The sequence below is a fragment of the Terrabacter sp. Ter38 genome (assembly GCF_024519435.1).
Classification (GTDB): Bacteria; Actinomycetota; Actinomycetes; order Actinomycetales; family Dermatophilaceae; genus Terrabacter.
Genome location: NZ_JALJRZ010000001.1, coordinates 227941 through 251419, shown reverse-complemented (window position 1 = coordinate 251419; position 23479 = coordinate 227941). Strand labels below are relative to the sequence as shown.

General features: G+C 70.1%; 20 protein-coding genes. 11 read left to right on the top strand and 9 right to left on the bottom strand.

What is annotated here, in order from left to right:
* Positions 1 to 22 precede the first annotated feature (22 nt).
* From NR112_RS01135 to NR112_RS01115, 5 genes are all read left to right on the top strand, one after another.
* Positions 23 to 829 (top strand): ABC transporter ATP-binding protein, encoded by an 807-nt coding sequence (locus NR112_RS01135; RefSeq protein WP_256792148.1) that lies wholly within the window; start codon positions 23 to 25, stop codon positions 827 to 829.
* A complete protein-coding gene (locus tag NR112_RS01130; protein ID WP_256792147.1) occupies positions 805 to 2376 on the top strand; it encodes a hypothetical protein in 1572 nt (523 codons plus the stop codon). The genes NR112_RS01135 and NR112_RS01130 overlap by 25 nt, the downstream gene beginning before the upstream one ends.
* Before the next feature lie 124 nt (positions 2377 to 2500).
* Positions 2501 to 2674, top strand: a complete 174-nt coding sequence (locus tag NR112_RS01125; protein WP_256792146.1) for a hypothetical protein — start codon at positions 2501 to 2503, stop codon at positions 2672 to 2674.
* The gene (locus tag NR112_RS01120) at positions 2671 to 3414 is read left to right on the top strand and encodes a cytochrome b N-terminal domain-containing protein (RefSeq protein ID WP_256792145.1); all 744 of its coding nucleotides are present in this window, start codon (positions 2671 to 2673) and stop codon (positions 3412 to 3414) included. The genes NR112_RS01125 and NR112_RS01120 overlap by 4 nt, the downstream gene beginning before the upstream one ends.
* A complete protein-coding gene (locus NR112_RS01115; RefSeq protein WP_256792144.1) occupies positions 3411 to 4343 on the top strand; it encodes a hypothetical protein in 933 nt (310 codons plus the stop codon). Before NR112_RS01120 ends, NR112_RS01115 begins: the two co-directional genes overlap by 4 nt.
* Positions 4344 to 4423: 80 nt before the next feature.
* On the opposite strand, the gene ppgK is transcribed toward NR112_RS01115, so the two are convergent.
* Together ppgK and map are read right to left on the bottom strand one after the other, a co-directional pair.
* Positions 4424 to 5182: a polyphosphate--glucose phosphotransferase gene (gene ppgK, locus NR112_RS01110; protein ID WP_256792143.1), complete on the bottom strand. Its 759-nt coding sequence runs from the start codon at positions 5180 to 5182 to the stop codon at positions 4424 to 4426.
* A gap of 109 nt (positions 5183 to 5291) precedes the next feature.
* Positions 5292 to 6170: a type I methionyl aminopeptidase gene (map, locus tag NR112_RS01105; RefSeq protein ID WP_256792142.1), complete on the bottom strand. Its 879-nt coding sequence runs from the start codon at positions 6168 to 6170 to the stop codon at positions 5292 to 5294.
* A 111-nt stretch (positions 6171 to 6281) separates the two neighbouring features.
* On the opposite strand from map, the gene NR112_RS01100 reads away from it, so the two are divergent.
* Positions 6282 to 6491: a methionine aminopeptidase gene (locus tag NR112_RS01100; protein ID WP_256792141.1), complete on the top strand. Its 210-nt coding sequence runs from the start codon at positions 6282 to 6284 to the stop codon at positions 6489 to 6491.
* 60 nt (positions 6492 to 6551) lie between these two features.
* Here NR112_RS01100 and panB read toward each other — a convergent pair whose 3' ends face one another.
* Positions 6552 to 7442 (bottom strand): 3-methyl-2-oxobutanoate hydroxymethyltransferase, encoded by an 891-nt coding sequence (panB, locus tag NR112_RS01095; RefSeq protein ID WP_256792140.1) that lies wholly within the window; start codon positions 7440 to 7442, stop codon positions 6552 to 6554.
* 274 nt (positions 7443 to 7716) lie between these two features.
* On the opposite strand from panB, the gene NR112_RS01090 reads away from it, so the two are divergent.
* The 4 genes from NR112_RS01090 to NR112_RS01075 all read left to right on the top strand — a co-directional run bounded on the left by NR112_RS01090 (position 7717) and on the right by NR112_RS01075 (position 15953).
* On the top strand, positions 7717 to 10107 hold the full coding sequence (locus tag NR112_RS01090; protein WP_256792139.1) for an immune inhibitor A domain-containing protein: 2391 nt from the start codon (positions 7717 to 7719) through the stop codon (positions 10105 to 10107).
* A gap of 161 nt (positions 10108 to 10268) precedes the next feature.
* Positions 10269 to 11606 carry a type I glutamate--ammonia ligase gene (glnA, locus tag NR112_RS01085; RefSeq protein WP_056758289.1) on the top strand — a complete coding sequence of 446 codons (1338 nt, stop codon included), beginning with the start codon at positions 10269 to 10271 and terminating at the stop codon, positions 11604 to 11606.
* A gap of 49 nt (positions 11607 to 11655) precedes the next feature.
* Entirely contained in the window at positions 11656 to 14688 is a 3033-nt protein-coding gene (locus tag NR112_RS01080; protein ID WP_256792138.1) for a bifunctional [glutamine synthetase] adenylyltransferase/[glutamine synthetase]-adenylyl-L-tyrosine phosphorylase, read from the top strand.
* Positions 14685 to 15953: an MFS transporter gene (locus NR112_RS01075; RefSeq protein WP_256792137.1), complete on the top strand. Its 1269-nt coding sequence runs from the start codon at positions 14685 to 14687 to the stop codon at positions 15951 to 15953. Before NR112_RS01080 ends, NR112_RS01075 begins: the two co-directional genes overlap by 4 nt.
* Positions 15954 to 16019: 66 nt before the next feature.
* Here the strand turns inward: NR112_RS01075 and NR112_RS01070 are convergent, their stop codons facing one another.
* From NR112_RS01070 to glnA (NR112_RS01055), 4 genes are all read right to left on the bottom strand, one after another.
* Positions 16020 to 17009, bottom strand: a complete 990-nt coding sequence (locus NR112_RS01070) for a peptidoglycan-binding protein (RefSeq protein ID WP_256792136.1) — start codon at positions 17007 to 17009, stop codon at positions 16020 to 16022.
* A gap of 271 nt (positions 17010 to 17280) precedes the next feature.
* Positions 17281 to 18792, bottom strand: a complete 1512-nt coding sequence (locus tag NR112_RS01065) for an MFS transporter (RefSeq protein ID WP_256792135.1) — start codon at positions 18790 to 18792, stop codon at positions 17281 to 17283.
* Positions 18789 to 19232: a DUF1810 domain-containing protein gene (locus NR112_RS01060; protein WP_256792134.1), complete on the bottom strand. Its 444-nt coding sequence runs from the start codon at positions 19230 to 19232 to the stop codon at positions 18789 to 18791. The genes NR112_RS01065 and NR112_RS01060 overlap by 4 nt, the downstream gene beginning before the upstream one ends.
* A gap of 205 nt (positions 19233 to 19437) precedes the next feature.
* Positions 19438 to 20862: a type I glutamate--ammonia ligase gene (glnA, locus tag NR112_RS01055; RefSeq protein WP_256792133.1), complete on the bottom strand. Its 1425-nt coding sequence runs from the start codon at positions 20860 to 20862 to the stop codon at positions 19438 to 19440.
* A gap of 197 nt (positions 20863 to 21059) precedes the next feature.
* Here glnA (NR112_RS01055) and NR112_RS01050 point away from each other — a divergent pair, with 197 nt between their 5' ends.
* Positions 21060 to 21542 carry an RDD family protein gene (locus tag NR112_RS01050; RefSeq protein ID WP_256792132.1) on the top strand — a complete coding sequence of 161 codons (483 nt, stop codon included), beginning with the start codon at positions 21060 to 21062 and terminating at the stop codon, positions 21540 to 21542.
* 98 nt (positions 21543 to 21640) lie between these two features.
* Here the strand turns inward: NR112_RS01050 and NR112_RS01045 are convergent, their stop codons facing one another.
* Entirely contained in the window at positions 21641 to 22375 is a 735-nt protein-coding gene (locus NR112_RS01045) for a DUF4191 domain-containing protein (protein ID WP_256792131.1), read from the bottom strand.
* A gap of 5 nt (positions 22376 to 22380) precedes the next feature.
* Positions 22381 to 23406, bottom strand: coding sequence for a lipoyl synthase (gene lipA / locus NR112_RS01040; RefSeq protein ID WP_256792130.1), 1026 nt, complete (start codon positions 23404 to 23406; stop codon positions 22381 to 22383).
* Between the last annotated feature and the right edge of the window lie 73 nt (positions 23407 to 23479).

Here is a 23479-nt window from a genome sequence, read left to right as displayed (position 1 = left end):
CGCTCGATCTCGGGCGAGGGACATGAGCGACGTGACCGATCTGCCTGCACCACAAGGCGATCCGACAGAGGGTCCGGCGATCGCGGTGCGGGGTCTGGGCAAGCGCTTCGGCGACCTCATCGCGGTCAAGGGGATCGACCTGGACGTGCCGCGGGGCTCGTTCTTCGGGCTCGTCGGGCCCAACGGTGCCGGCAAGACGACGACGCTGTCGATGGTGACAGGACTGCTGCGGCCCGACGCCGGCCAGGCGTTCGTCCTGGGTCGCGACGTCTGGGCCGACCCCGTCGCCACCAAGCGGCTCCTCGGCGTGCTCCCCGACGGTCTCAAGGTCTTCGACCGGCTGACCGGGCTCCAGCTGATCACGTATGCCGGCCTGCTCCGTGGGATGTCCCGCGAGCTCGCGACGGAGCGGGCTGCCGAGCTGGTCGCCGCTCTCGGCCTCACCGAGGCGCAGGGCAAGCTCGTCGTCGACTACTCGGCGGGCATGACGAAGAAGGTCACGCTCGCCTCGGCGCTCGTCCACGGTCCCCGCGTCCTCGTGCTCGACGAGCCGTTCGAGGCGGTGGACCCGATCTCGGCCGCGACGATCCGTCGGATCCTCTCCGGCTTCGTCGAGTCGGGAGGCACGGTCGTCCTCTCGAGCCACGTCATGGACCTCGTCGAGCGCATCTGCACGCACGTCGCCGTCATCTCGGACGGGCTCGTCCTCGCCGCCGGCCGTCTCGAGGACGTCCGGGGCGACCGGTCGCTGGAGGAGCGGTTCGTCGACCTCGTCGGCGGGTCCACCGAGGTGGTGGGGCTCTCGTGGTTGCGCACCTCGTCCGGCTGAAGCTCACCCTGCTGCGCAACATCTTCCGGCGCAGCCGGGCCCAGGCGATCGGCGCCGTCGTCGGCATCGTCTACTTCGCCGTCCTCGTGGCCGGGCTGGCCGTCATCCTCGCCTCGTTCCGCCAGTCGCTCGACGCGGCGCGCGTCGTCATCCCGCTCGCAGGCGCCGCCGGCATCGTGCTCTGGACCGTCGTGCCGCTCTTCTCCTTCGGCTCCGACCCGACCCTCGATCCGGGTCGCTTCGCGACCTTCGCCGTCCCGCACCGCGACCTGACGATCGGCCTCGTGGCCGCCGCCCTCGTCGGCCTGCCGGCGATCGCGTCCATGGTGCTGTCGGCCGGGGTGGTCGTCGCCTGGTCCCACACGTTCGGCTCGACCGTCGTGGCCGTCGTCGCGACGGCGATCGGTCTGCTGACGGCCATCACGACGAGCCGGTGGGTGTCCGCGGTGATGACCCAGGCGATCTCCAGCCGTCGCGGTCGAGACGTCATCGCGGTCCTGGGCCTGCTCCTGCTCGTCATCATCGGTCCGGCGATCTCCGTCGTGGCCAACCTCGGAGCGAGCCTGCGCGACGTTGCCACGGAAGCCGCCGCCGTCGTCGGATGGTCGCCTCTCGGCTGGGCCTGGGCTGCTCCGGGTGACGTGGCGGCGGGCGACCTCGGCACCGGGCTGGTGCGTCTGGCACTGGCCGCGGGACTGCTCGTCGTCGTCTTCCTGCTGTGGTCCCGGGTGCTGCGTGACGAGGTCGACAACCCGCGCGCGGTCTCGCGCTCCGACTCGGGCACCTCGTCCGGGGACGACCTCGGCCTGCTGGCCCGGCTGCCCGGTACGCCGCTGGGCGCCATCGCGGCGCGCGTGCTGACCTACTGGCGTCGTGACCCCCGCTACCAGATCAGCATGGTCATGACCCCGGTCGTCCCGCTCGCGCTCCTCATCCCGTTCGTCACGGGCGACGTGGCGTGGACTCCGCTGCTCATGGGCCCGCTCGTCGCCTTCCTCCTCGGCTGGAGCGAGCACAACGCCGTCGCCTACGAGTCCGACGCCCTGTGGCTGCACGTGGTGTCCGGGACGTCCGGCCGGGACGACCGTCGCGGGCGCCTCCTGCCCGCTCTCCTCCTCGCCACCGTCCTCGTCCCGCTCTACGTCGTCGTCGGGGTCGCGGTGCCCGACCGCTGGGACCTGCTTCCGCCTGCACTCGGACTCTCCGTGTCCCTGCTCGGAGCGGGGTATGCCGTGTCGAGCGTCATGAGTGTCGTGCTGCCCTACCCCGTGGCGGAGTCGGGCGAGAGCCCCTTCAACGCGCCGCCGGGGGCTGCCGGGATCACCATCGCCGCGCAGTCGATGGCGAGTCTCGGCACGCTGCTGCTCGCCTCGCCGACGATCCTGCTCGCTTGGTGGGCCTGGCAGGGTTCCGTCGGCGCCGGCTGGGGGGCGGGCATCGTCGGGGTGCTGCTCGGCATCGTCGTCGGGATCGTCGGGGTCGGCGTCGGCGCCCGGCTCTACGAGCAGCGGGCGCCCGAGCTGCTCTCGGCACTGCGACGGTCGTAGGCCCCGGGGCGCCGAAGATCACATTCGGGCGTCGCTGCAGGGCGCGCAGATCTACTCTTACGTTGTGTAGTAGATCTGCGCCGGGCAGGAGGACTCACAGCTTCGCACTCCCCGGAGGCCAGAGATGATCACCCAGCTCCTTGCCGCGTCACAGCCGGTTCCTGCAGGTCCTGTCGTCCAGTGGGGATGGCTGACGATCACGGTCGCCAACCTCCTGGTCATCCTGCTCATGGTCGTCGTCTTCGTGCTCGCGCTCCTGCTGCCCTTCCCTGCTCCCCGAGAGGACGAGGACCGATGAGCCGGGCCCCGACGTCATTGCGTCCGGAACCGACCGAGCCGCGGAGGCGCCCCGCCCACGACACGTGGACGGCCGCCCTCACCCGTTGGGTCGAGGGCCTCGTGCCCCGCGGGCAGTGGCTGCCCGAACGGCAGCCCGTCTACGTGGCCTCGTGGATCTACGTCTTCGGCGTCGCCTGCCTCGCCAGCCTCGTCGTCATCATCGTGTCGGGCCTGGTCCTGTCCCTCGGTGGGGTGGCCTGGTGGCACGTGAGCACGCTCGGCCACTTCGTCAACTCCGTGCACCTCTGGAGCGTCGAGCTCTTCTTCGCCACCATGGTCATCCACCTGTGGGGCAAGTTCTTCATGGCGTCGTGGCGCGGCGACCGCGGACTCACCTGGGCGACAGGGGCGCTCGCCTTCTTCGGGTCCCTGGGGACGGCCTTCACCGGCTACCTCATCCAGACGAACTTCGACGCACAGTGGATCTCGACGCAGGCCAAGGACGGGCTCAACGCCGCGGGCATCGGGGCCTGGTTCAACGTCATGGACCTCGGCCAGATGATGCTGTGGCACGTCTCGCTGCTCCCGCTCGTCGTCGGCGCGATCGTCGTCGTGCACATCGTCCTCGTGCGTCGACGCGGTGTCGCCCCTCCGATCGGTGCAACGGAGCCGTCGCCGCCCGGTGCTGCCGCGGCGGCGCGCGCGGCGCCGACCGAGAGCCCTGCGACGCTCGCCACCCGGACCGGGGTGGAGCCGTGAAGCGGGGGACGGGTGGCTGGGGTCCCACGCCTGACTCGCACGCCTTCCCGACGCGCCGCTACGACCTCGTCAAGGAGTTCGTCATCGCGCTCGGTGTGGTCTCGGTGCTGTCCGTCGTCGCCGCCCTCGTCTTCTCGTCTCCCGACGAGCCCGCGATCTCCTTGCAGCAGTGGGCGCGCCAGGCGCCGGCGGACGTCGTCGCCACCGCTACGGGTGAGCTCGCCGGTACGACGACCAGCGCCGGCTACGGCCCGCCCTACAACACCGCTGGCGAGGGGCAGAGCCTCGGCCCGGTCAACCTCCAGACGCTGCCCGGGGTCACCGTCCCCGTCGACTCCGCGAAGGACCTCGTCCTCGACCCCGTCCGCAGCCTCACGTCGGACCCGGCCGTCGTCGCTGCGGTCCACGCCTGGGACGCGGCGTCGGCCGACCGTCAGCAGGCGTGGTCCGCGGCCTACGGCGACGCCCTGGCGGCCGCGCCGGACGGCGACCCGGCCAAGGTCGCGACCGGTGACTACGGACCGGTCCCGATCATCGCGGCAGCCGAGCTGCGCCTGGCCGACGCCGGCGCGCTCGAGGGCCTGCTGACCTCGCGCACGACCTTCTTCGGTGTCGACAGCACGCGGGCGCTGCTCCTGCTCGCCGACGGGACGCACCTCGAGGACGCGGCCCGCGCCCAGAACCTCGGGGGCGACCAGTGGGGGATCATGAACGAGACCGGCAACTACCCGGGGCAGCCGTGGCTCTGGCTGTACTCGCTGTGGTACCAGGTCCCGCCGTTCTCGACGTCGGAGAACGCCGACATCGCCGTCTGGTCCCTCATGATCCTGCTGAGCATCGGCTTCGTCTGCATTCCCTGGATCCCCGGTCTGCGGACGCTGCCGCGGCACCTCGGGGTGCACCGGCTCGTGTGGCGGACCCGACGCTGAGGCGGGACAGCGGGAGGGGCTGCCCGGCGGTCGCAGGGCAGCCCCTCCCGCTGCTCAGACAGGTGCGCTCGGACCGGTGTTCAGGCGAGATCGGCGGCCAGGTGCGCGGCGCCGATGATGCCGGCCTGGTTGCGCAGCTGGGCCGGGACGATCGGGCAGCGCAGCTTCAGCTTGGGCAGGAAGTCGTCGCTGTCCTTGGAGATGCCGCCGCCGACGATGATGAGGTCGGGGGAGAAGAGCTTCTCGATGGTGTCGTAGTAGGTCTGGAGACGTTCGGCGTACTCGTCCCACGACAGGAGCTCGGCGTCCTTGACGGATGACGCGGCCCGGTCCTCGGCGTCGTAGCCGTCGATCTCGAGGTGACCCAGCTCGGAGTTCGGCACGAGCCGCCCGTCGTGGATCAGCGCGGTGCCGATGCCGGTGCCGAGGGTCGTGAGGATGACGAGGCCTTGCACGCCCTTGGCGGCGCCGTAGTACATCTCGGCGAGACCGGCGGCGTCGGCGTCGTTGAGGACGGTGACGGCCCGGCCCGTGTGCTCCTCGATGAGGGCCTCGGCGTCGGTGTCGATCCACGAGGGGTCGATGTTGGCCGCCGAGAGCACGGTGCCGCGGATGACGACCGCCGGAACGGTCACGCCGATGGGGGAGTCGCCCGTCACGTCGGCGAAGTGCTCGACGATCTGGTCGACGACCTCGGCCACGGCATCCGGCGTGGCCGGCTTGGGCGTCAGGATCTTCAGCCGCTTGCCGGCCAGGTCGCCGGCCTTCAGGTCGACGGGGGCGCCCTTGATGCCGCTGCCGCCGATGTCGATGCCGAGGGGCTTGCCGTGCTTGGCCATGGTCCGTACTTCCTTGTCGAGGACGTGGTCGTGGGGTGTCAGCTGGTGCTGCGGGGTGACGCGGTGGTGCCGCTGCCGTGCAGAGGGCGACGTGGGTGGCCCGCCCTGCTCAGGGAGCATCGCCCTCTGGGAGGGTGAGGATCTCGTGGCCGTCATCGGTGATGAGGATGGTGTGCTCGAACTGGGCCGAGCGCCTGCGGTCACGGGTGACGACGGTCCACCGGTCGTCCCACATGTCCCACTCGGGGGTGCCGAGGTTGAGCATCGGCTCGATGGTGAAGGTCATGCCGGGCTCGATGACGGTCTCGTAGTGGGGAGCGGCGTCGTAGTGCGGCACGATGAGGCCGGAGTGGAACTCGAGCCCGATGCCGTGTCCCGTGAAGTCGCGGACGACCCCGTAGCCGAACCGCTTGGCGTAGCTCTCGATGACGCGGCCGATGACGTTGATCTCGCGACCCGGGCGGGCAGCCCGGATACCGCGCATCATCGCCTCGTGCGTGCGTTCGACGAGCAGGCGGGACTCCTCGTCGACGTCGCCGACGAGGTAGGTGGCGTCGGTGTCGCCGTGCACGCCGTGGATGTAGGCCGTGACGTCGATGTTGACGATGTCGCCGTCCTCGAGCGGCCGCGCGTCGGGGATGCCGTGGCAGATGACCTCGTTGACGCTCGTGCACACCGACTTCGGGAAGCCCTTGTAGCCGAGCGGCGAGGGGTAGGCGCCGTGGTCGAGCATGTACTCGTGGGCGACCGCGTCGAGCTCGTCGGTCGTCACACCGGGCGCGATCGCCTTCGAGGCCTCGACCATGGCCGTGGCCGCGATCCGCGACGCGATGCGCATCTTCTCCACGGTCTCGGAGTCCTTGATGCGCAGGTCGCCGTCCTCGCGCGGGTTGGCCACGTCAACGTAGTGCGGCCGCTCTATCGAGGCAGGCACCGGTCGTCGCGGACTGAGGGGGTGTGCTGACACCCGCGGCTGGAGCAACGGCATACGGTGGAGTCTAGGTCGTCAGCGCGTGCCGTCCACGAGGGGCGTTCACGACGCGGACCCGCTCGAGCCGGATGGTAGGTCGCAGAGTCCGAAGAGAGAAGGAGTGCGCACGTGAGCTTCTGGTACAACGTCGACACTGGTCGGGTCGAGACCGACGAGAACCGCAGCCGGGGTGAGCAGGTGCTCGGCCCGTACGCCACCGAGGCGGAGGCCCAGGCGGCCCTCGACACCGCCCACAAGAAGACCGAGCAGTGGGACTCCGAGGACCGCGACTGGAACCAGCGCGGCGGCTCGGCCGCCGGCGGCGACAGCGACGCCTGACCTCCGCAGCCCACAGGCAGTGCCCCGCCCGACCGGTCCGACCGGTCGGGCGGCGGCGTCTCAGGACTCGAAGGAGTGCTCGGCGTCGGGGAAGGCACCTGACTCGACGTCAGCGGCGTATGCCCGGGCGGCGTCGAGCAGCGTGCCGCGCAGGTCGGCGTACTTCTTGACGAAGCGCGGGGCCTTGCCGCCGCGCAGGCCCGCGAAGTCGCTCCACACGAGCACCTGGGCGTCGGTGCCGCTGCCGGCGCCGATGCCGATCGTCGGGATGCTCAGGACCTCGGTGACCCGAGCTGCGACGGGCGCCGGGACCATCTCGAGGACGACAGCGAAGGCGCCGGCGTCCTGGAGGGCGCGCGCCTCGTCGACGAGCGCGTCGGCGGCGTCGCCCCGACCCTGCACGCGGTAGCCGCCGAGCTGGTGCTCGCTCTGCGGGGTGAAGCCGACGTGCGCCATGACGGGGATGCCGGCGTCGGTGAGGGTCTTGACGAGCGGGACCATGGCCGTGCCGCCCTCGAGCTTGACGGCGTGGGCGAGCCCTTCCTTCATCAGCCGGACGGCGCTGGCGAAGCCCTGCTCCACCGATCCGCCGTATGAGCCGAAGGGGAGGTCCGCCACGACGAGCGCGCGGCGCGCGGCCGAGGACACGGCCCGCACGAGCGGGATCATCTCGTCCAGGGTGACCGGCACGGTCGTCTCGTAGCCGTAGACGTTGTTGCCCGCCGAGTCGCCGACGAGGAGCACGGGGATGCCCGCCTCGTCGAAGATCTCGGCGGCATACATGTCGTATGCCGTGAGCATCGCCCAGCGACGTCCCTCCGCCTTGAGGGCGTGCAGGTGGGGGATGCGGACCTTCCGTGGGGAGGAAGCGGCGCTCGCGGCCGCGGGGGAGTCCTGGGCACGGCTCCCGGATCCGTAGGGACTCTGCTCCTCGGGGGCGTCAGTGCTCATGGCCGGAGCATATCGGCGCCCCGAGGGATCGCTCCGGTGGCTGGTGGCGCATTCGCGGATGCCTCTGAGACAGATGGGCTTCTCTACCCGAAAGCAGGCGGTCTGGGAAGGGTGGACAGCCCTCTCTATACGAAGATTTTACGTTCTTGGCGCCGAAATGCCTTCTAGCACAAGTTTTTTCGATTCGTCTGGCACTGAGCGCCAGATTGTCTGTGTTCTGTGCTGTTATACGCGAGGCGCCGCTTTCGGCGCTCAGGAACCAGGAGGACCCAACTTGAACAAGCGTCAGTGGAGTGCTGTATCGGGGCTGGCCGTGGGGGCGCTCGTCGTCACCGGTCTCACCGCTCCGATGCAGGCTCAGGCAACGCCAGTCGCCAAGGCGCCGGTGAGCGGTGACCCCGCCGCCGCGCAGGCATCCCGCCACGACAACCTTCCCAACCCGCTCGCCGAGGCGCAGTCCGCCGAGCGCCAGGACGCCATCACCAAGCTCGTCAACGGTGAGGCGTCCACGAAGGTCATCAATGGCAACCGTGTCATCGAGGTCAAGTCGAAGGCCAAGGACAGGAACGGCCGATCGGTCGCCAAGTCCAAGTACGTCAACTACCCCGTCGACCGGGAAGAGGACATCTTCACGATCCTCACCGACTTCGGCACCCAGACGAAGCAGCCCCAGGGTGGCACGGCGGGTCCGGCGCACAACCAGATCCCCGCCCCCGACCGCACGTGGGACGGCAACGCCACCGACAACAACTCGACGTACTGGCTCGCGGACTTCAACCGAGACCACTACCTCCAGATGATGTTCGGCGAGAAGGACTCGTTCCGCGACTTCTACCTCAAGCAGTCCAACGGTCGGTTCCTCGCCAAGGGTGACGTCTCGAACTGGGTGACCGTGCCGTTCAACGAGGCGCGCTACGGCCACAACCCGGTCGCGGGCGACGGCACGAGCGAGGCGGACGGCTACTGGAGCTACATCCAGGACACCGCCACGGCCTGGTACAACTCGCAGAAGGCTGCGGGCCAGACCGACGCCCAGATCAAGACGTACCTCGCGCAGTTCGACAAGGTCGACCGCTACGACTACGACAACGACGGCAACTTCAACGAGCCCGACGGCTACATCGACCACTTCCAGGCGATCCATGCCGGTGAGGGCGAGGAGGCCGGTGGCGGCGCCGAGGGCGAGGACGCCATCTGGTCGCACCGTTGGTACGCCTACTCGACCAACGCCGGCAGGACGGGCCCGACCGGCAACAAGTCCGGTGGCGTGCAGCTCGGCACGTCGGGCATCTGGATCGGTGACTACACCACCGAGCCCGAGAACGGCGGCCTCGGCGTCTTCTCGCACGAGTTCGGCCACGACCTCGGTCTGCCCGACCTCTACGACACCGCGGGCGGCGACAACGGCACCGGCTACTGGACGCTGATGAGCGGTGGCTCGTGGATGAGCAAGAGCAAGACCGACATCGGCACCCGCCCGTCGTACATGGGTGCGTGGGAGAAGCTGCAGCTCGGCTGGCTCGACTACGCCGTGGTCAAGCCCGGTGAGACGAAGAACGTCAAGATGGGCCCGGCCTCCAAGGTCGTCCTCGACAAGTCGAGCACGTGGGACACCTCCTACGGCGTCAAGCCGCAGGCAACCATCGTGCCGGTGCCCGAGCGCCCGGTGGTCACGAAGCGCAACACCCCCCACTCGGGGACCGCCGAGTGGTGGAGCGGCTTCGGCGACAACCTCAACTCGACGCTGGCTCGCACCGTCGACCTCAGCGGTGCGACGACCTCCGCCTCCGTCGACGCCTGGGTCCAGGGCAACCTCGAGAAGGGCTACGACTACCTCTACGGCGAGGTGTCCACCGACGGTGGCGCCACGTGGACGCAGGTCGGCGCGCCGATCGACGGCAAGTTCGCCTGGGGGCAGAAGTCGTGGGACCTCTCGGCCTACAAGGGCCAGTCCGTCCAGTTCCGCTTCCGCGTGTCCACCGACGGTGGCGTCTCCAGCGAGGCGTTCATCGACGACATCACGGTGACCAAGGACGGCGTTGCCAGTGCGGTCGACGACGTCGAGTCCGGCGCCGGTTCGTGGACGGCCAAGGGCTTCTCGGTCTCCTCCGGCACGACGTCCCGCATGGTGCAGGACTACTACATCGCGGAGAACCGCACGTACACCGGTTACGACGAGACGCTCAAGACCGGTCCGTACAACTTCGGCTGGGCCAACACGCGCCCGGACTGGGTCGAGAAGTTCCCGTACCAGAACGGTCTTCTCGTGTGGTTCAGCAACGGTGAGTACACCAACAACAACACGTCGGCGCACCCCGGTGCGGGTCTCATCCTCCCGGTCGACGCGCGTCCGAAGGCGATCAAGTTCCCCGGCACCGCCGGTGGCTCGGCCGTCCTGTTGGGCAACCGTCGTCAGCCCTTCGATGCCACGTTCGGCCAGGAGCGCACGGATGCCGTGACCTTCCACCGCAACGGCTACGGCGTCTACATCAAGTCGAGCCCGGCGATCCCGACGTTCGACGACTCCGACCCGCTGCGCTACTGGGACTCGGCCAACCCCATGGGGTCGACCGCGGTCGCCGGTGCGGGCGTCAAGATGACCGTCACCTCGACGAGCAACAAGGCCGAGAACATGACGGTGCGTGTGACCAACCCGGCCCCGTGAGGCGCCACCTCGGTTGACACACCCCGAGCACGACCGACGGGCCCCCGGGAGACTCCTCCCGGGGGCCCGTCTCCGTACCCGACGGCATACGACAGGGCTCTCTCGTCCCAAAGATCGTGTGTCGCAACATCCGTGAAACAGCCATGCGGCAGGATCGACACATGAACCGTCAGGAAGAGTTCGTGCTGCGCACGATCGAAGAGCGAGACATCCGGTTCGTCCGTCTGTGGTTCACGGACGTCCTCGGAACCCTGAAGTCGGTTGCGGTCGCGCCGGCCGAGCTCGAGGGCGCCTTCGCCGAGGGCATCGGCTTCGACGGTTCGGCGATCGAGGGATTCGCTCGCGTCTACGAGGCCGACATGCTGGCCAAGCCCGACCCGTCGACGTTCCAGATCCTGCCCTGGCGCGGTGACCCGCCCGGCACGGCACGCATGTTCTGCGACCTCCAGCTGCCTGACGGCACACCGAGCTTCGCCGACCCGCGGCACGTGCTCCAGCGGGCCCTCGGCAAGGCCGCAGACCTCGGCTTCACCTTCTACACCCACCCTGAGATCGAGTTCTTCCTCCTCGAGCAGGGACGTGGTCCCGACGGTCGACCCGTCCCCGTCGACGACGCCGGCTACTTCGACCACGTGCCGCACGGCACGGGCCACGACTTCCGTCGCGCCGCCATCACGATGCTCGAGAACATGGGCATCTCGGTCGAGTTCAGCCACCACGAGGGGGCGCCCGGCCAGAACGAGATCGATCTTCGCTATGCCGACGCGCTCAGCACGGCCGACAACATCCAGACCTTCCGGACGGTCGTCAAGGAGGTCGCCCTGACGCAGGGGATCTACGCGACCTTCATGCCCAAGCCGTTCTCCGAGCACCCGGGGTCGGGGATGCACACGCACCTCTCGCTCTTCGAGGGCGACTCCAACGCCTTCTTCGAGGCCGGTGCGCCCTACCAGCTGAGCAAGGTGGGTCGGCAGTTCATCGCGGGCCTGCTGCGCCACGGCGCCGAGATCGCCGCCGTGACGAACCAGTGGGTCAACTCGTACAAGCGCCTCTGGGGCGGGGGAGAAGCCCCGGCCCACCTCACGTGGGGTCACAACAACCGCTCGGCGCTCGTCCGCGTACCGATGCACAAGCCCAACAAGGGACAGTCGACGCGCGTCGAGGTCCGCTCGCTCGACGCGGCCTGCAACCCCTACCTCGCCTTCGCCGTCCTGCTCGGCGCCGGCCTCAAGGGCATCGAGGAAGGCTACGAGCTGCCCCCCGAGACCGAGGACGACGTCTGGAGCCTGACGGACTCCGAGCGCCGGGCCATGGGCATCAAGCCGCTCCCGTCATCGCTCGGCCGCGCGCTCGAGGTCATGGAGGAGAGCGAGCTCGTCGCCGACGTCCTCGGCGAGCACGTCTTCGACTTCTTCCTTCGCAACAAGCGCCAGGAGTGGCTCGACTACCGTCACGAGGTCAGCCGCTTCGAGCTCGACCGCTACCTGCCGCGGCTCTGACCGGACCCGACCCTTCCGGGGCCGACGACCACCGAGCGATTCGACACCGATGTCATCACGCACCAGCACGACCGAGGGGGCCCTGGCCCGGCTCGGGTTCGCCGACCCCGACCGCGCGGTCGGGCTCATCGACGACCGCGCGCTGCTGCCGATCCGCGCGGCTGTCGAGGACGGCCAGCTCGACCCCCTCGCCGCCGTCATGGGTGACACCGCGGACCCCGACCAGTGCCTGCTCGGTCTGGTGCGGGTGGCGGAGTCCCTCGGCCGCCTCGGGGACCCGCCCGACTGGGGCATCTCCGCATTCGCGGCCGAGCTCGCGGCCCCGGGCGTCGGGCGCGAGCGCGTCCTCGGGGTGCTCGGTGTCTCGACGGCCCTCGTCGACGAGCTGGTCCGGCACCCCGAGCACTGGGTCGACGCCGCGCGTGCCGAGCGACGCCCGGGTGAGCAGGTGCGCAGCGACCTCGTGCGCGCGGTGACCGACGAGCGGGGGGAGCACACGCCGCTCGACGCCCTGCGCATCGCGTACCGCCGGGGGCTGTTGCGGATCGCCGCCCTCGACGTCACGTCCGCCGACCCGCTCGCCGAGATGCCCGCTGTCGGCGAGGCCCTCGCCGAGCTGGCGGAGGCGGCCCTCGAGGCCGCCCTCGTCATCGCGCGGGAGGAGTACGGCGAGGGCCATGAGGTATGCCGTCTCGCCGTCATCGGGATGGGCAAGACGGGCGGCGGCGAGCTCAACTACGTCAGCGACGTCGACGTCATCTTCGTCGCCGAGCCGGCCGACGGCGCCGACGAGGACCTCGCGCTGCGAGTCGGCACGGCGCTCGCGACGGCCGTCATGCGCGCGTGCTCGACCCCCACGCCCGAGGGCAGCCTGTGGCCCGTCGACGCCGCACTGCGCCCCGAGGGCAAGCAGGGGCCGCTCGTGCGGAGCATCAGCAGCCACAAGGCGTACTACGAGCGCTGGGCCAAGACGTGGGAGTTCCAGGCGCTGCTCAAGGCCTGGGTCTCGGCGGGGGACAAGGAGATCGGGCTGCGCTACAAGGCAGAGATCTCACCGATGGTCTGGGAGGCGGCCGGGCGGGACAAGTTCGTCGAGGACGTCCAGGCGATGCGCCGCCGGGTCGAGCAGCACGTGCCCGCCAATGAGGCGGCGCGCCAGCTCAAGCTCGGACCGGGGGGCCTGCGCGACGTCGAGTTCAGCGTCCAGCTGCTCCAGCTCGTGCACGGCCGCACCGACCCGGGCCTGCGGTCCGCGACGACCCTCGAGGCGCTGGCGGCGCTGGCCCGCGGAGGCTACGTCGGCCGCGACGACGCCGCCATCCTCGACCGCGCCTACCGCCACCTGCGCTGCCTCGAGCACCGCATCCAGCTCCACCGCCTCCGGCGCACGCACCTCATGCCGGTGACCGAGGTCGACCTGCGCCGGCTAGGTCGTGCCATGGGACACCGGACGCACCCGGAGCGGGCGGTCGTGGCCGACCGTCAGGCCTCGGCCCGCGAGGTGCGCCGGCTCCACGAACGACTCTTCTACCGGCCCCTGCTCGCTGCCGCCGCGAAGCTCAGCCCGACCGAGGCACGTCTGAGCCCCGAGGCGGCCCGCCAGCGCCTCCTCGCCCTCGGCTTCCGCGACCCGGCAGGCGCCCTGCGCCACATCGAGGCGCTGACGACGGGCGTCAGCCGTCGCGCGGCGATCCAGCGCACGCTGCTCCCGGTCATGCTCGGCTGGTTCGCCGACGAGGCCGACCCTGACGCCGGGCTGCTGTCCTTCCGCCGGGTCTCCGACGAGCTGGGCTCGACGCACTGGTACCTCAAGATGCTCCGCGACGAGGGCCGCGCCGCCGACCGCCTTGCGCACTGCCTGGCGCGCAGCCGGTATGCCGCGGACCTGCTCGTGCGCTCGCCCGAGAGCGTCTCGATCCTCGGAGACGACCACGGTCTGACGCCGCGCACGCGTGAGGCGATCACGACGACGATGCAGTCCGCGGCCGGACGGCGCGACTCGGCTGCCGACGCGGTGGCTGCGGTGCGCGCGATCCGCCGCCACGAGCTGCTCCGCATCGTCATGGGTGATCTCGTCGGCGGCATCGACCTTCCCGGGGTCGGGGCGGCCCTGACCGACCTCACCGGTGCGACGATCCAGGTCGCCCTCGAGGAGGCCATCCGTGAGGTGGAGCGGCGCGAGGGTGAACCCGTCGGCGGCGACATCCTCGTCGTGGCGATGGGCAGTCTCGGTGGGCGGGAGCTCGGCTACGCCAGCGACGCCGACGTCATGTTCGTGCACCAACCGCACCCCGGCTCGTCGGAGAAGGATGTCCAGGCCCGCGCGACGATGGTCGTGCAGGAGCTGCGCAAGCTCCTCTCCGGCTCGGGTCCCGACCCGACTCTGGGGCTCGACGCCGACCTTCGCCCCGAGGGCAAGGGCGGACCGCTCGTGCGCAGCGTCGACTCGTTCCGCACCTACTACGAGCGCTGGGCGCTCACCTGGGAGTTCCAGGCGCTGCTGCGGGCCACCCCGATCGCCGGCCCGTCGTCCCTCGCCGACGCCTTCCTCGAGCTCATCGACCCGCTGCGCTGGCCCGAGGGCGGCATCAGCGACAGCCGGGTGCGCGACATCCGGACCCTCAAGGCCAGGGTCGAGAGCGAACGCCTCCCGCGCGGTGCCGACCCGCGCACCCACATCAAGCTGGGCCGCGGTGGCCTGACCGACGTGGAGTGGGTCGTCCAGCTGCACCAGCTCCAGCTCGCCCACGCCCACCCGGCGCTGCGGGTCACCGGCACCATGGCGGGGCTCGCGGCGCTCGAGACCGGTGGGTTCGTCGCGACCGAGGACGTCAAGGCGCTCCGCGAGGCCTGGCGTCTCGGAGCACTCATGCGCAACGCCGGCGTCCTGTGGCGGGGAAGACCCATCGACAGCGTCCCGTCGGACCTGCGTGACCTCGACGGGATCGGCCGCATCATGGGTCGGTCCGCAGGCGAGGGAGCGGCGCTCGCCGAGCTGTGGCGCCGGGTCGCGCGACGCTCCAGGCACGCCACTGATTTCAACTTTTACGACACCCCACCTCGGGGTAGCGTCGTCACGTGAATCCGAGCCAGGGGCAGGGCGACAGCGCGCCGACGTACGCCGCCGTCCTTCGGGTTCCGCGATACCTGCCGGTGTTCCTGGCCAACGCCCTGTCGATGTGGGGCGACTACATCGCGCGCGTCACGATCGCTGCCGTCGTCTACGAGCGCACCAAGTCGCCGCTTGCGACCGCCACGACGCTCGCGGTCAGCCTCGTGCCCACCTTCTTCGGACGCAGCCTCATCGGACCGGTCGTCGACCGGTTCCCCTACAAGTGGGTCCTCATCTGGTCGCACCTGCTGCGGGCCGCGTGCGTGCTGGGTCTGATGTGGCTCGTCCTCCAGGGGGCGAGCTACTGGCTGATGTTCCTCGTGCTCTTCGGGCTCGAGCTCGTCGGCGGGGCATCGACCGCCTCCTACATGGTGCTCGTGACCGACCTCTTCGAGGACCGGCATCTCTACGCGCGTGCCGTGGGACTGGGGGCGATGTCCGAGCAGTTCAACCAGGCGATCGGACTGGCCCTCGGTGGTGGCCTCATCGTGCTCGTCGGTCCCCAGACGGGGCTGCTCTTCGACCTGCTGACGTTCGTGGTCGCGGCACTGGTGACCCTCTTCGTCGTCGAGCTGCGGCCCGTCTCGGGCGAGCGGGGCCGTGGTCTGCGTGGCTTCGCGCGCGACCTGACGACCGCCGCGGGCGACCTGGCGCGGCACCCGGTCCTGGCCCGCCTCGTGACGCTGAGCGCGATCGCGTGCCTCGGCATCGTCGCGCCGGAGGCGCTGGCCCTGCCGATCGCCGGGCAGAACGGCTGGGGTGGCGTGCTCATGGCCTCCCCGATCGTGGGCGCCGTCGTCGGCATCATCCTCATCGGTCGCCGGGACGTGCACCAGCAGAACCGGTCCATCGTGCCATTGGCCCTCGCCATGCCGATCCCGCTCCTGCTGACCGCCCTCGAGCCGCCGATCTGGCTCGTCGCGGCCCTGTTCTTCGTGTCCGGGATGCTGCAGGCGTTCATGGTGCCGTTGCAGGCGACCTTCGCCCTCGTGACCGAGCCGGCCCTGCGAGGCCGCATCTTCAGCCTGGCCGGGTCGGTCTCGATCGCCGCCGCGGGTCTGTCGTACCTCGCGGCCGGCTGGGTCGGTCAGCACTCAGGCCCCCACCGTGCCGTCAGCATCTGTGCCGGCGTGTGTCTGGCCCTCGTCGCTCTCATCGGCGCGACGTGGCCCCACAGCAGGGTCCGTTCGGCCGTCGACACCGCCTACGCGACGACGTCCTCCCGCGCCGCCTGAGCGACCCGAGAGGACATCCGTTCCCGTGTGGGTCCGGCGGTGGCCCACTGACCGGGCCCGACCGCGTCAGTGCATGCCGTTGGCGGCGAGCAGGGCGCGCCACGTCGACGGGTAGGCGATGCCCGTCGCTCCGAGTCCGTGCGTGGTCTGCCACGTCTTGAGGCGGCTCGTCGTCGCGGACGCGAAGGTGCCGGTCGCCGGTGACACGCCGATGGCGTTCTGGAGCGTGGTCACGGCCGGTCCGGACATGCCGGGACGCAGGACCATGCCCGAGCGGGGGACGAGCTGCTTGAGCAGGGTGCTCGCTCCGCCCGGGGCCTTGACGACGGGGTAGCTCTGGCACCGCGTCGCGTTGGGGGTCGCCTGGCCGGCGGACCAGTTGAGGTCAGCGGGGCGGCAGGGCCCCCAGTCGACGGGGGCGACCGTCTTGGTCCAGAAGGAGGTCCGACCGTTCGCGCCCTCCCACGAGAGGCTGAGGTGGATGTGGTTGCGGTGACAGGCGGTGTCGTACGCCGAGGAGGGCGTGTCGGCGCAGGTGCTGTAAGGGCGCCATCCCTCCGCGGGACGGTAGGAGCTCCACATCTTGTCGTTCCAGATGATGTACATGACGCCGAGCCGCCGCGCGTTGGCGTAGCGGTTTCCGGCCTTGTCGTAGGCGAGGAGCCAGGTCAGCACGGCACTGGCCTCGGCGCGTTCACTGGCGTTGCGCACGTTGAAGAAGGTGTCGACGGCGCGTCCGTCGAAGTGTTCCGACGAGGGGGTCGTCGCCGACGTGCAGGGGCGCGAGAGGCCGTAGGTGTTGCCGTAGGTCGCCTGGATCAACGTGGCGAGCTTCGCCGAGCCCGTGCGGGTGCGCAGGTCGCAGCCGGTCGGGGGGACGTAGGGTGACAGGCCCTCGATCGCGACCGGAAGGCCGGTCGGGGTCGGGGGCACCGCGACGGCAGCGCCGCCGCCGGCCGTGGCCGACGGGGCCACGGCGGACACGATGGCGAGCGACGCGACAGCTGCCATGAGCAGGCCGAGCGCCCGCACGCGTCGAGGAAGGACGTGGTTCATGGTGGTTCTCCGAGACGGGGATCGGTGGGGTCCACCCGGGCCGAGGCATGGTGGTGGGGCGCGAGGGGTGTGGGGTTGTGATCCCGTGCGCGTGGAGAGAGGCCGTCAGAGACCTGCGAACGCGGGTGTGGGCAATTTAACCCATTTGTCCGATTACTGCCCAGTCAACCCGAAAGTCGCTCCCGCGACACGCCGTGCGGGTCCCGAGACAGCAGTCCGGCGTGCGATATGACGCGGCCGCTCGCGCTCGGACTGGGCCGGAGAGCGGGGTCTAACGCCCGGGAAGGCTCATCGTGCGTTCGCGTCGCCGGCGCCCACGCAGGTCGAGGGCGCTGGCCAGCAGCGCGACAGCGACGAGAGCGGCAGCCACGCGGAGTGCGCTCGACGCGTCGAGCGAGCCGCCGTGAGCAGCGTCCGCGTAGAAGACGGCCCCGATGAGGGCGATCCCGGCTGCGGTGCCGATGCGCTGCCCGGTCTGGAGCAGGCCTCCAGCGGTTCCGGCTCGCTCGACCGGGACCCGGGCGACCGTGAGCGTGATGTTGGGGGAGATGACCAGACCGCTGCCGAGACCCGCCACGAGCAGGGGTCCGGCGAGCCACCAGCCCAGCGAGGTGTCGTGGACCGCAGCGATGACGACGTCCACCGCGACGAGACCCCCGAGCACCACGGTGAGCCCACCCGTCACGAGCGATCGCCCGAAGCGGCTGACGAGGCGGCCGCCGATCGCGGACGTCAGAGCCGACCCGGCGGCGAAGGGTGTCACGGCCAGCCCCGCAAGGAGGGGAGAGTAGCCCAGCTGTTGCTGGAAGAAGATGGTCAGCACGAAGAAGATGCCGGTGAAGCCACCGAAGTAGATGCTGCCGACCGCGGCACCCGAGGCGTATCCGGGCACGTGGAAGAGGGCGAGGTCGACGAGAGGGCTGCGGCCGCGCCGTGTGTACGTGCGCTCCCACCAGAGGAAGGCGACGAGGAGAGCCGCACCGACGAGGGCCACCCACCCCGGGACGCCCGCGCCTCCACGCCCCGTCTCGACGACGGGCAGCAGGACGCCGAGCACGCCGGCGCCGAGCAGCACGATGCCGAGCGGGTCCGCGTCGACACGCCGGTCGGGGTCGCGCGTCGGGGGATCGGGCAGCCAGCGCAGGGCGAGCGCCACCGCTGCCACGGCGATCGGCAGGTTGACGAAGAAGATCCACCGCCAGCCGCGCTGCTCGCCCAGACCGTCGAGGATGACCCCGCCGACGACGGGACCCACGGCCGTCGAGATGCCGATCGTCGCGCCGAGCAGACCGAAGGCCCGGCCGCGCTCGTCGCCACGGAACAGCTGCTGGATCAGACCTGAGACCTGCGGATTGAGGATGCCGCCGGCCGCACCCTGGACCAGTCTGGCGACGATGAGCAGGGTGCTGTTCGGGGCGATCCCGCAGGCGAGGCTCGCAAGCCCGAAGAGGACGACGCCCACGACGAACACGGTGCGGCGACCGACGACGTCACCGAGGCGTCCCGCCGGGACGAGGGTCAGGCCGAAGGCGAGGGCGTAGCCCGAGACGACCCACTGCAGGTCACTGGGGGTGGCCTGCACCCCGCTCTGGATCGAGGGCAGGGCGACATTGACGATGCTGACGTCGAGAAGCGTCATGAACCCGGCCACGAGGCACACCCACAAGGCCTTCCAGCGCCGAGGGTCGGGCTCGGTGGCCGGTGGGCGCCCCGTCGCCTCGGGGGCCGGCACGCGGCCGGTCTCGTGCGTGGCGACGTGAGCCTCGGTGTGGTCGTCCTTCACGAGCCGAGGATCCCCGTCGTCGCATCGTCGCGGCGGCCTCCGAAGAAGTGCTCGAGCACGCGAGCGAAGGGCTCGGCGTCCTTCGCGTCGCGTGCCGCCCGCTCGAAGAGGGTCATCGACGAGCGCAGCTTGGTCGCGTCGATGGCACCGAGCACCTGGACGGGGTCGTCGGTGTCGAGCGCGTCGAGGGCCTCCGCGCACTCGCGCAGTCGGGGTCCGAGGACCGGGTGGCTCAGGTAGGCACGCGCCTCGGGAAGTCCCGAGACGGCATACGCCCGGGCTGTCTCGCTCCTGCCGAGCCCGCTGACCTGCGGGAGGACGAACCACATCCAGTGACCTCGTTTGTGGCCGGCCCGCAGCTCGGACAGGGCGGCCGAGTAGGTGCCGCCCGCGTCCTGGGCGCGGACGAAGCGCTGGAGGTCGAAGGAGTCGTCGGTCATGTACCCAGTCGTACCCGAGAGGCCGACCCGACCTCACACCGCTGTCCAGGGTCTGGGGGGTCCCGTCCCGGATGTCGGCGTCGCCATCGGGCCCGCTCGAGACGGTCACCCCGAGCTCAGGAGACGCGAAACGCGGGTCCCCGTAGGGACCCGCGTTCCGGGGGTGGCTCTTCCCTCGGGGATCAGCCGGTGCTGGTGTGACGACTCAGATGTCGAAGTACATCTCGAACTCGTGCGGGTGCGGACGGAAGCGGATCGGGTCCACCTCGTTCTTGCGCTTGTACTCGACCCAGGCCTCGATGAGGTCCTGCGTGAACACGTCGCCCTCGAGGAGGTAGTCGTGGTCGGCCTCGAGCGCGTCGAGCACCTCGGGGAGCGAGCCGGGCACCTGCTGGATCGCGGCGTGCTCCTCCGGCGGCAGCTCGTAGAGGTCCTTGTCGACCGGCTCCGGCGGCTCGATGCGGTTCTTGATGCCGTCGAGACCAGCCATGAGCTGGGCGGCGAAGCAGAGGTACGGGTTCGCCGACGGGTCGGGAACGCGGAACTCGATGCGCTTGGCCTTCGGCGACGTGCCGGTGATCGGGATGCGGACGCAGGCCGAGCGGTTGCGGGCGGAGTAGACGAGGTTGACCGGTGCCTCGTAGCCCGGGACCAGCCGGTGGTAGGAGTTCACCGTCGGGTTCGTGAAGGCGAGCAGCGACGGGGCGTGCTTGAGCAGGCCGCCGATGTACCAGCGCGCGAGGTCGGACAGACCGCCGTAGCCGCGCTCGTCGTAGAAGAGGGGCTCGCCGTCCTTCCAGAGGGACTGGTGCGTGTGCATGCCGGAGCCGTTGTCACCGAAGAGCGGCTTCGGCATGAAGGTGGCGGTGTGGCCCTGCTTCCACGCGGAGTTCTTGACGACGTACTTGAACTTCATGAGGTCGTCGCCGGAGTGGAGCAGCGTGTTGAAGCGGTAGTTGATCTCCATCTGGCCCGCGGTGCCGACCTCGTGGTGGCTGCGCTCGACGTTGAGACCGACCTCCTTGAGGTCGAGGCAGATCCTGTCGCGGAAGTCGGCGAAGTGGTCGACGGGGGAGACGGGGAAGTAGCCACCCTTGTAGCGGGTCTTGTAGCCCTTGTTGCCGCCCTCCTCGACACGACCGGTGTTCCACGCGGCCTCGATGGAGTCGAGGTAGTAGTACGACGCGTTCTGCTTCGTCTCGAACCGGACGTCGTCGAAGATGTAGAACTCGGCCTCGGCACCGAAGTAGGCGGTGTCGGCGATGCCGGTGGACTTGAGGTACTCCTCGGCCTTGCTCGCGATGTTGCGCGGGTCGCGGCTGTAGCGCTCGTCCGTGAAGGGGTCGAGGATCGAGAAGTTCATGACCAGCGTCTTCTCGGCGCGGTATGGGTCGATGAAGGCCGTGGCGGGGTCCGGCACGAGCTTCATGTCGGACTCGTGGATCGCCTGGAAGCCGCGGATCGAGGACCCGTCGAACATCTGACCAACGGTGAAGAAGTCCTCGTCGACCGACTCAGCCGGCACGTTGAAGTGCTGCATGACACCGGGCAGATCGCAGAACCGAATGTCGACGAACTTGACGTCCTCGTCCTTGATGAACGTGAGGACCTCGTCAGCTGAGCTGAACATCCAACCTCCTGATGTGGGGCGAGGTCGTCGCCAGGTCCTGGCTCCGCGGAGCGTCAGGGATCGAGGGACGGCCTCGTGCTGTCGGTGTCGACACTATCGACTGCCGATTTCTCGGCCATGACCCTCATGTTTCACGGGTGTTACGGATGGACAGGCCCGGGCAAAGGGCCCGAACCGTGTCTCGTTACGCTGGACCCGTGGTGGACCGCAAGGATTTCGGCTCGTGGCTCGAGGGCCCGCGCGCGCGTACGAACGCCGAGGGGCAGTACCGAGGCCGCGACCTCGGGCTGCCACCGCACGGACCCGGCTCCGTGGCCGGCTTCGGGATCCGGTTCGTGGGCGTGCTCGTCGACTGGACCATTGCCTCGTTCATCGCCCGGGGCCTCTTCGGCGTGCCGCTGCCGTTCTCGCAGCCCCCGGCGTCGGGCGCCCAGGGGTTCGTCGTGCTCGCCGTGTTCGGCGTCATGCACCTCGTGCTCGTCGGCACGGTCGGCTTCACGATCGGCCACCGGATCATGGGCCTGCAGGTGCGCTCGCTGGTCGGCGACCGTGTCCTGCCGCTCCAGGCGATCGTCCGTACCGTCCTGCTCTGCCTCTTCCTGCCCGCTGTCGTGTGGGACCGCGACGGCCGCGGCCTGCACGACAAGGTGCCCAACACCGTCATCGTCCGCACCCGCTGAGGCGGTTGGTCCACTCCGACGGCGTATGCCGAAGGGCCGGTTCCCCGGGAACCGGCCCTTCCGCATACCTCATTCTCGTGCCGCCGTGGCGGCCGGGATCACTTGCCGCGCAGCGCCTTCCGGTCCATGCGGGCGCGCATCGGGTCGACGCCGGGCGGGAGCGGGGCGCGCAGTCCACCGAGGGCCTTGAGGCGCTTGTTGACGAGCGCCATCTCGTCCTTGGTGATCTGCGGCTTGAGGCGCTGGACCTTGCTCGCGAGCTTGGGCAGGGGAACCTCGTTCTCGCCCGAGCCGACGCGCATCGTCGTGACGGGGACGCCGGGGGCGACCCGCTCGACGCGCTTCTTCTCGGTGGCGAGCAGCTTCTGGACGCGTGCCGTGGGCCCCTCGCCCACGAGGACGACGCCGGGGCGGCCCAGCGCGCGGTAGACCATGGCCGCCGAGTTGATGTCGCCGGGACGCGCGACGTCGGCCGCGACGGGCTCACGGTCGGTGTACCAGCCGCGGCGGATCGAGGTGAGCGCGGCGCCGGCGGCACCGGCCTGGCCCTCGATCTGGCTGTAGGCGGCCCGCTCGGCGCGGCGGCTCATGATGATCGTCGCGGCGAGGACGCCGAAGAGCACCCCGAAGATGCCGAAGATCCACGGCAGCTTGACGAGGAAGCCGATGACGAGCAGCACCCCGAAGACGACGAGGAACGACAGCAGCATGAACCAGCCGATGAGCGGGTCAGCCTGCTTGGAGACCCGGTAGACGTCACGGATCTGGGACAGTCGTCCCTGCTTCTTCTCCTGGGGCGCGCTGCTCGCGTCGCCGTCCTTGTTGCGTGCCATGGTGCTCAGGATACGGCGCTCTGGGCGCGGGCCACCAACGACGCCGCCTCCTGGCGGGCAGGGGACCCGGTGGCCTCGGCCAGGTGCGAGAGGTGCGCGGGGATCTCGCGCCCCCACTTGCGCATCGCGGTGGCCCAGAGACGGCCGGCGCGGTAGGACGACCGGACGAGCGGCCCGGCCATGACGCCCTTGAAGCCCATCTCCTCGGCGACCTCGGACCAGTGCACGAACTCCTCGGGCTTGACCCACCGGTCGATCGGGTGGTGCAGCTTCGAGGGCCGGAGGTACTGCGTGATCGTGAGGATGTCGCAGCCGGCGTCGTGGAGGTCGCGGATGGCCTCCTCGATCTCGGTGTCGGTCTCGCCCATGCCGAGGATGAGGTTGCTCTTCGTGACGAGCTCGGCCTCACGCGCCATGCTCAGCACGGCCAGCGACTTCTCGTAGGTGAAGGCGGGACGGATCCGCTTGAAGATGCGCGGCACCGTCTCGAGGTTGTGCGCGAAGACCTCGGGCCGGGCCTCGAAGACCTGGCCCACGAGCTCCGGCTTGGCGCCGAAGTCGGGCGGGAGGATCTCGACGCCCGTGTTGGGGTTGAGCAGGTGGATCTGGCGGATCGTCTCGGCGTAGAGGCCGGCGGCCCCGTCGGGCTGGTCGTCGCGGGCGACACCGGTCACCGTCGAGTAGCGCAGGCCCATCTGCGCGACCGACTCGGCCACACGGCGCGGCTCGTCGAGGTCGAGGGTCGTCGGGCGACCCGTCGCGATGTCGCAGAAGTCGCAGCGCCGGGTGCAGACGTCACCTCCGATGAGGAAGGTGGCCTCCTTGTCCTCCCAGCACTCGAAGATGTTGGGACAGGCGGCTTCCTGGCACACCGTGTGCAGGCCCTCGGACTTCACCATCGAGTGCAGGGCGGTGTACTCAGGTCCCATCTTCGCGGTGGTCCTGATCCAGGACGGCTTGCGCTCGATGGGGGTCTCGGCGTTGCGCGCCTCGACGCGCAGCAGACGACGGCCGTCGGGAACGACAGACACACGGGCTCCTTGGTCGGGATTTGCTGCTCCGCACAGGTTACGCCTCCCCACGGACGGTTCCGGACCACCCTCG